The organism is Streptomyces sp. NRRL S-340, from assembly GCF_000720185.1.
In the GTDB taxonomy this organism is placed as follows: domain Bacteria; phylum Actinomycetota; class Actinomycetes; order Streptomycetales; family Streptomycetaceae; genus Streptomyces.
Genome location: NZ_JOIY01000078.1, coordinates 1 through 14,665, shown reverse-complemented (window position 1 = coordinate 14,665; position 14,665 = coordinate 1). Strand labels below are relative to the sequence as shown.

At 67.6% G+C, this 14,665-nt stretch carries 6 protein-coding genes, 1 pseudogene and 1 CRISPR repeat array; of the genes and pseudogenes, 2 read left to right on the top strand and 5 right to left on the bottom strand.

Features of this window, described 5'->3' with window-relative positions; genetic code table 11:
• Nucleotides 1–249: 249 nt before the first annotated feature.
• Together IG64_RS36655 and IG64_RS36650 are read left to right on the top strand one after the other, a co-directional pair.
• Nucleotides 250–1,156, top strand: a pseudogene (locus IG64_RS36655) (hypothetical protein).
• Nucleotides 1,153–1,692: a GNAT family N-acetyltransferase gene (locus IG64_RS36650; protein ID WP_037864713.1), complete on the top strand. Its 540-nt coding sequence runs from the start codon at nt 1,153–1,155 to the stop codon at nt 1,690–1,692. Before IG64_RS36655 ends, IG64_RS36650 begins: the two are co-directional and overlap by 4 nt.
• 62 nt (nt 1,693–1,754) lie before the next feature.
• Here IG64_RS36650 and IG64_RS36645 read toward each other — a convergent pair whose 3' ends face one another.
• From IG64_RS36645 to IG64_RS42745, 5 genes are all read right to left on the bottom strand, one after another.
• Nucleotides 1,755–3,164 (bottom strand): hypothetical protein, encoded by a 1,410-nt coding sequence (locus IG64_RS36645; protein ID WP_037864711.1) that lies wholly within the window; start codon nt 3,162–3,164, stop codon nt 1,755–1,757.
• Nucleotides 3,151–6,579 carry a serine/threonine-protein kinase gene (locus tag IG64_RS36640; protein WP_037864709.1) on the bottom strand — a complete coding sequence of 1,143 codons (3,429 nt, stop codon included), beginning with the start codon at nt 6,577–6,579 and terminating at the stop codon, nt 3,151–3,153. Before IG64_RS36640 ends, IG64_RS36645 begins: the two co-directional genes overlap by 14 nt.
• Before the next feature lie 435 nt (nt 6,580–7,014).
• Nucleotides 7,015–7,832 (bottom strand): IS5 family transposase gene (locus tag IG64_RS39840; RefSeq protein WP_234438742.1). Its coding sequence is split into 2 segments (ribosomal slippage): nt 7,015–7,481 and nt 7,481–7,832, totalling 819 coding nucleotides; the frame shifts between segments, so codons are not numbered across the junction.
• A gap of 38 nt (nt 7,833–7,870) precedes the next feature.
• On the bottom strand, nt 7,871–11,200 hold the full coding sequence (locus IG64_RS36625) for a hypothetical protein (RefSeq protein ID WP_051813802.1): 3,330 nt from the start codon (nt 11,198–11,200) through the stop codon (nt 7,871–7,873).
• Between the two features lie 849 nt (nt 11,201–12,049).
• Nucleotides 12,050–12,685: direct repeats of the CRISPR family, unit length 28 nt; unit sequence GTGGTCCCCGCGCACGCGGGGGTGGTCC.
• 1,058 nt (nt 12,686–13,743) lie between these two features.
• Nucleotides 13,744–14,268 carry a hypothetical protein gene (locus IG64_RS42745; RefSeq protein WP_234438741.1) on the bottom strand — a complete coding sequence of 175 codons (525 nt, stop codon included), beginning with the start codon at nt 14,266–14,268 and terminating at the stop codon, nt 13,744–13,746.
• Between the last annotated feature and the right edge of the window lie 397 nt (nt 14,269–14,665).

Here is a 14,665-nt window from a genome sequence, read left to right as displayed (position 1 = left end):
CCACCCGCTGGAACAGGTCGTACAACTCGTCCGGCACCAAACGTTCCACGATCAGCACAAGCCCAGACTACCGACCATGCCAAATGAGACGACATCTTAGGGTTCGTGCCACGGAGCCGGCCTTCGTCCACCCCGGCCCCACCACAGCAGGAGGACCCCGACATGAAGCGCCGCACCCTTGTCGGCAGCATAGCGGCGGTAGCCGCAGCAGCAGCCGCACCCGGTACAGCATCGCTGCGCCGGATCGGCATGAGCGACGTCAACCGCCTCAACAAGCGCTTCGCCGAGATAATCGCCAGCGACCACCGCCACGGCGGACAGCTCGGCATCGAACAGCGGGCCGCAGCCCTCGCCGACGAGGCGCTCAACCTCCAGAACGCAGGCAGCGCCACCCAGCGCGTACGAAGCAACCTCTACGCCTCAGCGGCCGCCTTCCGCTCCTCGGCGATGTGGGCCGCCATCGACGGCTGGCGCTACGACGTCGCCAAGGCACACATGCGCGAGGCCCAGGCCCTCGCCGAGATGTCCGGCGACCAGGCCATCAAGTTCCGCATCTGGAGCCACGCCGGCACCATGTACCGCCACATGGGCCGACCGGCGGACGCGTTCGCCGCCAACGACGTCGCCCGCAACCTGCACCTCACCCGCCGTGACCCCCTGTTCGCCTCCCCCGGCCTGGCCCGCCAGGGCGCCATCCACGGCGCAGCCCAGGACCGCACCGGCACCCGCCGTGCCTTCGAACAGACCCAGGACGCCATAGTGCGCGCCGACCCCACCGGCTACCGCCCGGTGTGGATGCTCGCCTTCTACGACCAGGCCGAGCTGGACTCCTTGGCCCTCTCCGCGCACTTGGCTCTCGGTGACTACTCGACCGCCGAGTACCACGCCCACCGCTGCCTGTCCGCCCTCCGGCCCCACATGATCCGGTCCCGGGCCATCACCACCACCCGGCTCGCCCACGCCCAGCTCGCCCAGGCCGCCCCCGAAGCCGCCACGGCCACCGCGATGAAGGTCCCCGCTGAGGCTGCCACCCAGCACGCCCGGGTCACGCGCATGCTGCAGGAGTTCGGGGCCGCACTGCGGCGCCACCGCGCTGGCCAGCTCCACCGTGCAGACCTGGACCGAGCACACCGCCACCTGGAGGATGGCCGCATGACCACGGCGCCCGCCATCGAACTGCGCACCTTCACCACCCTCGACACAGCCCGCGGCGACCTCCTCGACGTGTACGCCGACGTGCGCGCCCCGCTCCTCCACCTGCCGAATTACGCGGTCACCGCGTTCGGCGAACGCCTGGACCGGCACGGCACCGAGCCGGGGTTCACGGCCGTCCTCGCGTACGCGGACGGGCACCCGGTCGGCTACGCCTACGGCAACACCATCGAGCACGGCGACCGCTACTGGCAGCGCACCAGCCCGACGCCGGCGGAGATGTACACCGAGCGTCCGGCCGTGGCCCTGAAGGAGATCGGCGTCCGACCGACCTGGCGGAAGACCGGTACTGCCCGGCGTATCCATGACGCCCTCCTCGCCACACGCGACGAGCCGTACGTCACGCTCATGGTCAACCCGGCCGCTGGCGACGGAAAGGTCCACGCGCTCTACAAGTTGTGGGGGTACCAGGACATCGGACAGAGCCAGCCGTCACCGGCCTCACCGGTCCTCACCGTAATGATCCGAGCCAGGGGCTGACCGACGCTCACAAGACCCGGTGCAAAGGTGCAGCGGCATGCGGGAGGCACCACCGCTGACAGTTATCGGCGCTGGTCGGCGATCAGCTCAAGGTAGCGGGCGTACTGGGTGTCGGCGATCTGGCGGTTGCGGACGAGGCTTCCTTCCTCCATGCGGTAGGTGCGTTCGGGATCACCTTTGAATGAGAGCCAGTTGAAGGACGTGGTCACCCAAACGTCGTCGTAGACGAGGACCTTGGCATGGGTGCTCTTCAGACGCGTGAAGCTGAGTTTGTCGCGGTAGCGGTCGGCGAGGTTGGTGAGTTTCCGGACGGAGGCAGGGTCGGTCTTGGTGTCGTTTTCCTCGTAGCCGTAGGCAATATCCACTTTGACGCCTTGTTTGACCCGGCGTTCGAGTTTGCTAAGGAAGTCGGTGGTGATGATCGCGTTCTTGATCCACGGGGAGATGATCAAGAGTCGGCGGCGGGCGTTGGTGAGCGCGTCGTCGAGGACGTCGGGATGCTCGAAGACTCCGATGGCTCGGATCTCGTCTGCCTGTGGCTGCTGAACTGCCGGCGGACCGGGCATGGGGGCGTGAGCGCCGAGCTGGAATGCGGCCTGTTCTGCACGGTGCTGGGTGACCTCTTGCAGCGGTACGCGGGCCTTTTCGAGGTCGGGGTCGAGAAGAGGGCGTTCGGGGGGCGGCTCGACAGAGATGCCGAGGGCCTTGGCACCACCGTGGCCGATGAGAGCGAGTTCGTGGGCCTGACTGAGTTCGCCGTCGACGACGATGCCGACTTCGACGTCGGTACGGTCTGCGTCGGCATACACCAGGAGCTTGACCGGCAGGACACGGCGGGCCGGGGCCTGGGAGATGCCTTTGACCTGGAGGACTTCGCGTTTGTTATTGCCGTTCTCACGGAGCAGAGCGGTGATTTCCGCTGCGGTGATGTCTCCGTCATTGACGGGCCCGGACCTTGCGGCGGGCAGCATGATCATGCCGTTTTCCTCGGCCTGCCCGCGCGGGATGGTGGTGCGGCGGTCGTAGGGGGCTACCTTCCACAGCATTTGGTCGTAGACGAGCGGCTGGTTGACCCGCACGGGCGCTACGGCGGCGGCCTTCTGGGCAGTGAGGTGGCCCTTGTCTGTGAGCCGCAGGCCGGGAGCCCGGCCTGCGTCTGCGAGGGTGGGGCGGGCCCATTTGAGGTCGTCTGAGCCGAACAGCACGGCGACGGTCCGGTCGACCATGTTTTCGGGCAGGCCGAGTAGGCCGGCGATACCACGCGTGTTGCTCACGTTGTGGTCGACCAGCCGCAGTACGAATTCCTCCATAAGCGGGAGGTCCTTGCTGTCCTGGGCGAGGACCTCGGCGGTGATCCGGGCGACAGGCAGTGCGGCGTCGGCGATCTGGATGAGTTCGAGTCCGGGACGGGTGTTGTGGAAGCGGAGGGCCAGGAGGCTGTCGTCGCCGAAGGTGGGGCTAGAGGTAGGCATTGCGGATCTCGCAGTCTTCCGGGTGGCCGCTCATGTAGTCGAGGACGTCGCGCAGGGCGCCGGGCTTGCTGCGGCAAAAGCCAGCGTCGCCAACGATGATCAAGCCGTAGCGGGCGCGGGAGAGAGCGACGTTGATGCGGCGCCAGTAGGGCTGGCCAAGGAATCCGAAGCGACCGCTGATGTTGCTTCGGGTCACGGAGAACACGACGAGATCGCATTCTCGACCCTGTACCGCGTCGACGGAGAGCACTTCTGGAGCGATGTGCTTGAGTCTTAGGGAGGCTAGGCGTTTGGTGAGTTCTTCGACCTGGCGGCCGTAGGGGGCGATCAGCAGGACGTCGAGGCGCTTGCCGTCGGGAGTCTTGATCACCCCCTTGTCGATGGCCCGGTCGATGACTTCCAGGCGTCGCATCGCGAGTTGGCCCTCAAGGCGGTTTGAAACGCTGGTTTGTGCGGCGGACTGCTCGTCCTCGCGGCGGTTCGACAGAGCGCTGGTGTCCAGCCACAGGACGGGTTTGTTGACCGTGCTGTAGCCGGGAAGGACATGGTCGTTGGGCGAGATTAGCTTGTTGTCGTAGAAGCAGCTGCTGATCATGTTGCCGATCGCCGGGGTCATCCGGTACTGCTCGCGCAGCAGGTGCTTGACTGGTGTCTTGGTGGAGTTGGCGAAGTACTGGAACAGGGTGGTCTTCACCAGCTCGGGGATGAGCTGGTGATCGGCCATGATCTTTTCATCGCGCAGCAGATCCTCATCGATGGGAGGCAGCTGGTTGGTGTCGCCGACCAGCACCCATCGCTTGGCCCTGGCCATTGGCACCAACGCCTCGGTCGCGGTCGCCTTGGACGCCTCGTCGAAGATGCACAGGTCGAATTCGAGATCCCGGGCCGCCGGGTGGCCGAGGAAGCCGAGCGCGGTGCCGCCGATGACGCGCCGGGTGCGCAGGAAGCCCGCGATCAGGTTCTGGTCGGTGCCGATTCGCTGAAGCCATTCGCCCTGGAGGCGCAGCAGGTGCATCAGTTCCCTGCCGGTCCCGGCCGGGCCGAGGAGCACCTCGACCACGTCGCGGGCGTCTGCGGCGCTCATTTCCTCGCGGAGGGTGAGTTCGCCGTCGAGCATGGTCTGCACTTCGGCGAACAGCTCTGCCCGCTGTTCGAGGAGCTGTTCTCGACGGGCTCGGGTGGTGACGACTTCCTCGCCGAGCTCTCTGGCGGAGGTGGTGCGCTCAGGCACAGGCTGGTTCGCCAGCTCGTCGAGGCGGGCCGTCACATGGGCGAGGTCGGCGGCCACGGCGGCGAGTTCTTCCAGCACCAGGGCCGCTTTGAGGTGGCTGGGCTGCTGGCCGCTGTTGGCGGCCACGCTCTCCAGATGCCGTTCTGCGCGCGTCCGGACACCCTGGGTCCACTTCTTGACTTGCCGGTCGAGCAGCAGCGGCTGTGCGCTTTCAGCGACGCGTGGATCGTCGACGCGGCCGAGGCGGACGAGTTCGGTGATGCCTGCGTCTTCAAGGCGCTTGAGGGCATTGTCGATGGCGATGTGGGTCTGGCTGACGATGAGGATGCGGGCGGTGGGATGCCGGCTGAGGGTCTGCTCGACGATCTCAGCGATCACGGTCGTCTTGCCAGTGCCGGGTGGTCCCTCGACGAGCAGTAGGTCCTGGGTGCCCAGGGCGTGGGCGACGACGTCCCGTTTGCTCTGGTCGAGGTCGGCGCGGACCCAGGTGGTGACTTCGGTGGGCGGGCCGACCTCAAGGACTCCGGGGTTATCGATGATCTGCCGCAGGTCGAGATTTGCGGTCTGGCCGGCGGCGACCGCGGTAAGTGCGTCGCGCTGCCGGTTGATCGCGTTCTGGCTGGGTCCGAGGAAGGGGAGCAGTACCCCCCGGGCGGGCAGGACGGCCTGGGGACGCGTCATTCGCAGGACGACGGTGTCGTCAGTGCGGTTTGTGATCTCGCCACGGTCGATGGGCCGACTGTAGGGGTACTCCGCGACGGACCACTCTTCACCGATTTCGGCGGTAGTGTCGGGAGCGGCGAGATGGAAGACTCGGGTGCGGCCGCCGCCTTCCAGCCGTTCGTACTGGATCGGCTGCCGCCCGTTGGCCGCCGCTTCCTCACGGGCTTCCAGGACGCGGCGCCAGCCGTCGAACAGGTCGCCGATCTGCTGGCGCTTACCCTCCTTGGCCTGTGTCTCGCGTGCGTCAAGTTCTTCGTTGAGGCTGTCCAGCAGCAGGTTGAGGCCGTCGTACGCCGGGTCCTCGCCCGGATCGTTGAACGTCCAGGTGAGGATGGGGCCGAGTTTGAGGGCGGACGCACGGCGCTTGGCCATCCATTCCTCTGCTCTTTCCTCGGCCGAAACGATGACGCATCGGTCGCTTTGATCCTCGTCGTTGACCAGGCGCAGGAACAGACTCTGGCCGAACACCCGCACCGTGCCGGTGTCGACTTCGTCGCTCTGCGCGTTGTAGCCGTAGTCGACATGAACCGTGCCGGAGATGTCCGCGAGCACCGTATTCTTCACCGCATCCCAGTCGATCCCTTCTCCGGCCGGGGTGGTGCTCAAGCTTTCGGCCGCACGACGGGTCATCTTCAGCCAGAGCGCGTTGCGTTGGCGAGCATCACGGTTTTCGCAGACCCGTTCGGCCTCCAGGAGCCGGTGTTCGAGGACGATAGCGTTGGCTGGCCGCTTCTTCGGGTCGAGGTCGATGCAGGTTCTGAGGACGTTGCGGATCTCGGTGTCGAGTTCCAGACCGTCGAGTACCGTCGCCAGATCGTGGTAGTCACGTGCCTGGCTGCGGGAGAGGACCTGAATGGCCAGGACCGCGTAGGCGTACACGTCACGAACGTACGGGACTGCCTCGCTCTGCTCGGGCGGCGAGTACAGAGCGGATCGGAAGTCCGCGACCGTCTCGTCGGTCACGGCTGCGGCCTTGGACAAGATCTTGGCGATCCCGAAGTCGGCGAGCTTGACCGTGCCGTCGCCGGTCAGCAGGACATTTCCCGGTTTCAGATCACGGTGCTCGATCTCCTTCTCGTGGGCATACGCGAGGGCGGAAGCCAACGGTCCGCCTATGCGTGTGAAGTAGGCCGGCCAGTCAAGGGGACGGCCATCTGCCATCTCGTCCTTGAGGCTGCGGTCAATCCACTCCAGGGCGATGAAGTACCGCTCCAGCCCTTGATCCCAGCCAGAGTCGAGCATCCGCACGATATGGGGATGGTTCAGTGCCTTGAGCGCCGAGGTCTCCCGCTCCAGGAAGATCCGGGTGATCGCGTCGTCCTCCCGCTGCTTGAGCAGCTTCACGGCGACGTGGTCACCGCCAGCGCTCCTGATGTCCACGGCCTTGCGGACCTCGGACAACCCCCCCGGGCGGGCCTCCTGAGGGAGCAACAGAAACCGGCCGTTAATCGTCGTCCCCACCCACTGCTCCTTGCTCCCCCGACTGCCGCGCAGTCCACCCATGCGGCCATCTTGCCAGCGGCTTTCCCATCGGATCAGCAGTTTGCCCAGGGCGAGACGGACTTGGCGAGTAATGGTCCCTTCGGAGTGGCTCTGCGAGAGGACGCCCCCCTTGACCCAAGCAGCGAGGCGTGATCGGAGTCGGCCCCTCGATCACGGTAGAACGCGTTGGGTGCTTGAGTGATGCGTGAGCGGACGATGCAGCGGCGGCGGCGAGGGATCGGATCGAAGGTCACATCGAACCTGACCTGACGAGGTGGTTCCGGACACCGAAGAAGCGTCCGGAACCACCCATCAAGATCATGCCCCTTCTGGCTACCTTTTTCTCCTGACCAAGCCCACAGACCTTGACCGAACAGATAGAAACACCCTTCGCGGCGACTGGTCTTAGATGTCCTAACAAAGGCGTTGGACGTGGCGGTAGGTGATCAGGCAGGTGGCGAGGCCCCGGAAGCCTTCGTGGATGTCGTCGCGTCGTTCCCAGCGGATGCGCAGGCGCCGGAAGCCGTGCAGCCAGGCGATCGTCCTCTCGACAACCCAACGGAAGATGCCCAGACCGGAACCGTGCGGCCGGCCGCGTTCAGCGATCGCCGGACGGGTGCCGCGTTGCCGGAGCAGCCGCCGGTACTTGTCGTGGTCGTAGCCGCGGTCCGCGAAGAGCATGTCCGGCCGCCGCCGCGGTCGGCCGACGACGCCGCTGACAGCCGGGACCTTGTCCAGCAGCGGTAGCAGTTGGGTGACGTCGTTGCGGTTGCCGCCGGTCAGCGACACCGCGAGCGGGATGCCCTGACCGTCGGTGAGGACGTGATGCTTGCTGCCCGGGCGTGCGCGGTCGACCGGGCTGGGACCGCTTTTGGGCCCCGTCGGGCCGCCCTGACGTGGGAGGAGTCGATCACCGCCCGCGACCAGTCGAGCTTCTTCGCCGACCGCAGCTTCTTCAGCAGCACCACATGCAACTGGTCCCACACGCCGGCCTCGTTCCACTCCGCCAGGCGCCGCCAGCAGGTCATGCCCGATCCGAAGCCCAGTTCCTGGGGCAGGTACTCCCACTGGATCCCGGTGTGCAGCACGAAGAGGATCCCGCACAACGCCTGGCGATCCGGCACACGCGGCCGGCCCGCAACCAGCTTCGGCGCAGGCTCCGGCAGCAACGGCTCGATGAGCGACCACAGTTCGTCCGACACGATCCACGGCCGCGACTGATACTTCCCCACGCCCCGACCAACGAGCGGACAAGCCAACGGTCACTTGATCAACAACTTCCGTTAGGACCTCTAAAGCCTTCCGTCAGCACGAGGTCCACCAGGAGAGGTAAGTGCTCTGGCGCGACAACAGCGATCTCCTCATGCATCTGCTCCCACGGGCCCCAGCTCAGCGCCTCGATCAGTACGAGGCGCCCCTGCGGGCAGGGGCCGAGTACCTGGGCGATCGCTGCGATCGCCTTGCCGCGGTGCTCGGGCACGGTGAGGGCATCGGCCAAGGCGCGGGCCGCCTCGCGGGCGCCCGTCCGGCAGAACGCCTTGGCGACGGCCGGTGTGGCCGCCTCGCGCCGGACAGGGTGGCTGATCTCCTCAAGCAGCGCGGCGGCACGGGTGAGGTCACCCGTGGCGGCGACGCCCGCCGCGAGGTAACCGATGGCGTGCTCGTCTCCTTGCCGATCGGTAATCCCCTCTGCTGTGGCCAGATCACCGGCGTCCACGAGCCTTTTCACAACACCGGCGAGCATTTCGTCGACTGCGTCCTCCGGCAGGCCGTCCTCCAGATCGAGTACCGCGTCGATATCGCCTGCCGCGAGTAGCGCACCGGCGGCGGCGTACGTGTCCCAGCGCTGGCGGGACGGGCTGTCGGCGGTGCCTGCCAGGCCCAGGATCTCCTGAGCCAGCTCTGCCGCTCCGTCCGGTTTCCCGGTAAGGCCGAATGCCTCGGCCACCCGTCGCAGGCCCTCACTGCGTTCGGCGGGATCTGCCAGGTTCCGGCTCTCTTGAAGCACACGGTGTAGGAGTTCATCCCCCTCTGCGGGGCGACCCGTGTGGTGGAGGCACTCAGCCACCTCCGCGAGGTTGAGGATGCGTGCGTAACCGGCGGACGCGTCGGCGACCTGTTCGGCGCGGTGGATGAGACGGCCTGCATCGCCCCGCTGTCCTGACCGGTCGGCTGCGACGGCCAGGTTGAGGAGGGTGTGCACTACCCCGGGCCCCCGGCCTCTTCGCACCATGTTCGTCGCCCGCTTGACTACGGCGTGGGCGTGTTGTTCTTGGCCTGCCCGCAGCAGGAAGTCAGCGGTGTCGGTTGACAGCGTCACCCGCCAGTGGAGGTAGGGCACCTTGTCGGTGGCGTCGCGGGCTTGCTGCGCCAGGTGCAGCGTCCGTGCCGGGTCACAGGAGTTTGCCGTCATCTTGCCGGCGGCGTTGAGGATGCGCGCCCGGTAAATGGGTTCCGTGATCCGCTCAGCCAGCTCTAGGGCTCGGTCGAGGTCACCGGTTTCCGCGGCCGCGATGCCGATCTCGACCAGGCCGTCCTCCGGATCGTCCAGGCAACGGCTGACCAAGTCGATCGCCTGCTGGTGGTGCCCGGTCGCTTCCAGGCCCGCGGCGACGCATGAGTAGACCCAGCCAACGCCGACGGGGTCGTCGATGTCCGCCGCCAGCCGGGCCGACGTCGCGGCGAACTCGGCTGCCAGCGCGGCGAGCCCCGGCGCCGTGGACATCCCCCGGGCGAACAGGGCGAGGCACTGCGCACGCCGGACGGTGTCATCGGAGTCGGCCGAATGGGACACAACGTGCTTCGCCAGCGCCACGGCTCGGAGATGCTCGCCGAGGCGGGAGAGCGCGGCGGCAAGCGAGGCGCCCAGCGTGCTCCGTGAGACTGTGTTGGGCACCGCCATGACCGCGTCGACGGCTTCCAGCCCCCAGGGAACTGCATCGGTGCCCCGGGCATCGGCCTTCTCCTGAGCCACCGTGACGCTCCTCGCCGCGCCAGTCAGGGCCCCGACGGCGGCGACGAGAGCCTCCGCCCTTCGCTCCAGGTCGCTGATGTGGCGGGCTGGCCGCAGGGCCTCGACGGCTCGGCCGGAGTCCGCCAGGCCCTTGGCGATCGCCGCCAGGAAGTGGTCCCGTTCTCCGGTGTCATCCACCTGGTTGGGCAGAGTGGCCGCCTGATCCGAGCGCGCGGCGGCCAGGGCGCCGGTGACAGCGCTCAGGGCGGCCACCCGGTCCCCCGCGTCGCGCTGCGACTGGGCCAGGTGAACGGCGCGTGCATGGTGCCCGCACCGGGCCCATAGGGCGATCAGGCCGGAGGATAGAGACGCTGTCCGTTCGTGCAGCCCGTCCCTCGCGGCGGCGAGCCGCAGTGCCACGGACACGTCCTGATCACCGCGGCGCCCGCCACCCGCGAGTAGGAGGTCGAACGCGGCCGACACCGCGCTGAGCGCCTCCAGATCCGCCCCGGACGCCCGCCACAGCCGCTCCTGCCGCTTCGTATCACAGGCCAGCGCCACCAGCCTGGGAGCGTCCTCCCGTTCACGCAGCAATTGGGTGTAGCCGCGCAGCAGGTACTCGGGGGTCCCCTCCGGCCACCCGATCTGCCGGTAGGAGTCCGCCCACTGGTGCAGACGGCTGCGGCGGGCCACCAGCTCCTGGTCCGAGACCAGTGCCGCCGCGGCGCCCCGGATCTCCTCGTGCGCAAAGAGCAAGACGGACGGACCGGCGGACATCCAGTGCCCGAGACGCCGGCGGAAGCTGCGGCCGTTCACCGCAGCCAGCTCACGCTCAACCAGCCGGACCGGGCTCCCGGTCAGCTCGGCGAAGTCGGGCGCGCTCAGCCCGCCTCCGGCCGCAACGGTCAGAGCGACCAGGTCCCAGCCCAGCCCGCCACCGACTCGCAGTCTCAGCAGGTCCCGCTCCGCGTCCTCGCGCGCCGCGCGGGCGTGCGGGGACGGCTTCAACTCATGGTCGATCCGCGTGCTGCGCAGCGGGTGATCCGCATGCACGTCCCCCGGCACCGGCGGGTGCGGACGGCCTGCGACAATGACTCGCATGCCGTGCGGGGGAACACGTGGCAACAGCGCCGCGATGCTGTGGCCGTCCGGACCAGCGGTCACCCCGCGGTCCTCGTCCAGCCCGTCCACCACGAGCGCGAGCCGCCGACCGCGCACCGCGCACCGCTGTGCGGCGCGGTGCAGCCCAAGCAGCATCTGCTCGTATCGCGTGGCGGGGGTGCTCAGCGGCTCCGCCTCGCCCAGCAAGGCGTACACCTGCCGCTGAACAATCTCGCAGAACGCCGCAGCCTCGTTATGCGCGGCCATGCCGGAGGTGATGAAGAACGACACGACATCGACGCCGGGTGGAGGATGCAAGACGAAGTACGCGAGCAGAGCGGACTTTCCCGCCCACGCTGGGGCTACCCAACGCCAGTAGCCGACGCCAGCACCATCCGCAGGCACATCGTGCTCGCAGAAGGCTGCCAGCTGGGCAAGCTCACTCTCACGCCCCTGGAAGCTGGCGACAAGGCCCTGGCTCACCTGTAGGAGATAGCCGGAAACGGCGGCGCGCCCCGCGACTACCTGTACGGGGCTGTCAATCATCACGCCGCTGTTAGCAAAGGACCCAGTTCCCTCGGCGGAAGATCCGCCTGACTTGCGTACCGCGGCGCGCCTGCGGAAAACCATCGGGTGCGCCGTTACTCCTGCCACCGGTAACCGGTGTTCGCACTGCCGACGTCCGCCCGAGCATCGCCGGTCTCCTCGACGGAGACCGCACGGGCGGACGAGGAGGCAAGGACACCTGTGTTGGCTTCCCCGCTGCCGGTGGCCGTGGCACGCCCGGTCCTGGACACCTGTACGGACGTGCTTCCGGTCGGGGCCAGCAACCCACAGACCCCGATCCCCAGAGCGGCCACACCAACTATCGCGGAGACCGTCCCAGCCACCTGGTTCGCACGGTCCCAACTCAGCAGCGACAGCGCACCAGAGAAGACCGCCAAGACCAACACCGTCGTCACCAGCACCGCGCGCCGGCTACCCCGCAAAGCCACATCCTCTCCCCCCGTTGAGGCGGAACCGTACCGGACCCGGTACGGCCCACGTCGCATGCCGAGCCCCACCATACGGCCAAGCCCACGTCCCCCATGCGGGAAAGCTCCGGAGGTTAGCACTGGAGGGCAATAAGCGCCCCGGACAACGTGACCGCACGGCCCACCACAAAGGCAGCGTCGGCCAGCGCTGGGACCCCCTGGACTGTGCTCTCGCCCAGCCTGAGCTTCTAACTCGACGCACCAGGGCTCTCCTTACACGCGGGCTTCACGAGTCGCACCGCGCAGTGTTGTCGTCTCCGATGTCACCATCTCAAGGGTTCCGAGCGGACGGCTGCGGCAGCCGGACCATGGCGGGTACGGTGGCCGCTGTACACGCTGACCCACGACAAAGCCGACGTGGCGGGTCCCCGCGTATGCAGGGGTGGTCCCCGAGATCGTCTGTCCTGGGGTGTACCCAATCTGTGGTCCCCGCGCACGCGGGGGTGGTCCCGGGGCGAGGTTTCGTCATGGCACGGGACGGTAGTGGTCCCCGCGCACGCGGGGGTGGTCCGGCGATCTGGATGAGTTCGAGTCCGGGACGGGTGTGGTCCCCGCGCACGCGGGGGTGGTCCCCTCAACACGGACATCCTGGGTGGCCTGCTGGCGTGGTCCCCGCGCACGCGGGGGTGGTCCCTTACCGTTCGCGCGGGGTTCCGGCCCGCCTGTGTGGTCCCCGCGCACGCGGGGGTGGTCCCTGACGGCATCGAGCGCGTCAGTTGGGAGGAATGTGGTCCCCGCGCACGCGGGGGTGGTCCCTGGACCGCGCCGTTGGTGTCGGCGGTGACCTGGTGGTCCCCGCGCACGCGGGGGTGGTCCCAAGGCGGACGTGTATGCCGCGACCCTGGCGAGGTGGTCCCCGCGCACGCGGGGGTGGTCCCGTGCTTGAGGCCTCGTTTGGTTACGGCGGCCGGTGGTCCCCGCTCACGCGGGGGTGGTCCCAGCATCGCGAGCCCGCGGCACGCAGGGTGTGTGGTCCCTGCACACGCGGGGGTGGTTCCTGGGCGAGGTCCTGGCCAGCTCGAATCACGTGGTGGTCCCCCGCGCACCAGCTCACACCGCGCCGCCCAAGCGGCATAGAGCCGAAAGAGTGGCTGCGGACCCTGGGAGCACCTTGGGACTTCTCTGGGACTTCCGGCTGCATCAACGAGCACGAGCAGGAAACAGTGGAAAGACCATTCGTGCAGTTCATTGGCCCGTGATCGGCCATCACTGTAGATCCCACCGCTGGCTGGTCTCTTCCGGGACATCGACCATGGAGGACCCACTGCTCCGCGCAGAGCGTCGCCCCGTGAGCGGTCCCACTGACATGCACCATCCTGAACAGGCCCTGACCTGCCCAACAGAACTCCTGACGCCCCATCAGAACGAGTGTCAAATGAGCGTCACGAGCGTCATTTCAGCGTCAAGATATCGCCCGTATCACCCACACCGTACATAATGCGCACACACAAAACCGCAGGTCAGACGCCCTTCACGGCTGGTTCAAGGATCGCGACGCACTCCACATGATGCGTCATCGGAAACACATGGGCGACTCCGCGAACCGCCCGCAGTGCACGTTACCGTCCGCCCCGAGATTCCGGTCCATAGGGACTCCAACTTCTCAGGTGTGCCTTGAGCTCGACCGACGAGGGCTCCCTTGGAGTCGGCATCTCCGTAAAGTCGTTTCAAGGGGTCGATCACCCGTACAAATCCACGTGCACACTCCAACCGGCGTCCGGCCGAACCCAGAGTGGACTCGTCCGCATCACCCGGTTGGGCAAGACAACGTTCCGGAGCATCGCAGTACGCACCGAGCACGGTGGCCTCCTGCCAGCGTCCGGCTTCCTCGCGCAGCACCTCGGCCAGTTGGTCTTGAACAGCTCGCTTCCTTGCATCCTCCATGGCCGCCTGCCAACGCACCTCGCGCTCCGCCATGACCCGCTGCTCATGCTCCCTGCGCTGAGCGTCCTCCGATGCTCGGGCTTCGACCTCCCCAAGGATCACCTCCAGGCGTCCTCAAGCGCCCTGCTCTTCCGGTCTCGCCAACGCCCTGGCCGACCGGACCGGTCATGGTCAAGCTCGACGACAATACGCGCGGAGCGCTCTGCATTCGTCGGCTGCGGGAACTCCTGCCTGACACTGACCGCGCGCGAAACCGCCGACCACCACGTCCACTCCGCCCTCGTGCCGCGAATAGCACGACCGGCTCTGCTTGACCTCGTGCCCTCGCCGCGCCGCCTCGGCAGCCAGCGCCTGCAGCAGCAAGAGCGACCGGCGGTGAAGCACAGCGGAAACGACGAGCTGTCTGTCATCGTCCTTGAGTGCGGCCACAGCCGGGGGAAGAGAAGTCGGCCGCGTGCTCACCAGCACCATCGATGCATCAGCCTCCGGCCGCCGACTCCGCGCGTTGGGATGCGGACCTTCAGCGAGAAACATCTCCAGCCGGCGTGCGCCGATCTGGGCCTTCTCGATGCGTTTGCCCTGAGGTTCCAGGCGGTGCCGCTTGGCGAAATCGACCGCACGCCACCACTCCGCAACCTCGTCGTCATTGAGGTCGGTGAAACAGACGCGCTCCTCGGCAACCAGGCGCTCGACCAAATCCGCTGCCTTCGCCCGTCGAGCTCGCGCGATGGGCCGCTCGCTGTATGGCGTCGGACTGCGCATTCGAGCGGTCACTTCGCCTCGTGCTCCGCCCTTCGTGGGCGCCAAGGGTCCGGCCGACACTACCTGAACGCCGTCCGTAAACACCGGCCGTCGGGATGACGGCCATGCCACGTGCAGGAACGGAACCGACGCCAGTGACTCCACATGGCCACCCCCACCGCTCCAGCTGACAGTCAGCCGGCCGCGGTCCCGCAGGGGCATCGGCCGAGCACCATTCTCCCGGCACGCCGGCTCCAGACCCTTCCCAGTGACGAGCCGCAGCGGCAGCCTGCGCCACGGTTGAGTCAAGGCGGACCGCCGATACACGAGCCGCAGCCCGTACCCCACTCAC

Bases quoted from the DNA above. Each gene is read 5' to 3' on its own strand.
- IG64_RS36650 (WP_037864713.1), top strand. From the start codon at position 1,153: ATGACCACGGCGCCCGCCATCGAACTGCGCACCTTCACCACCCTCGAC.
- IG64_RS36625 (WP_051813802.1), bottom strand. From the start codon at position 11,200: ATGATTGACAGCCCCGTACAGGTAGTCGCGGGGCGCGCCGCCGTTTCC.
- IG64_RS36645 (WP_037864711.1), bottom strand. From the start codon at position 3,164: ATGCCTACCTCTAGCCCCACCTTCGGCGACGACAGCCTCCTGGCCCTC.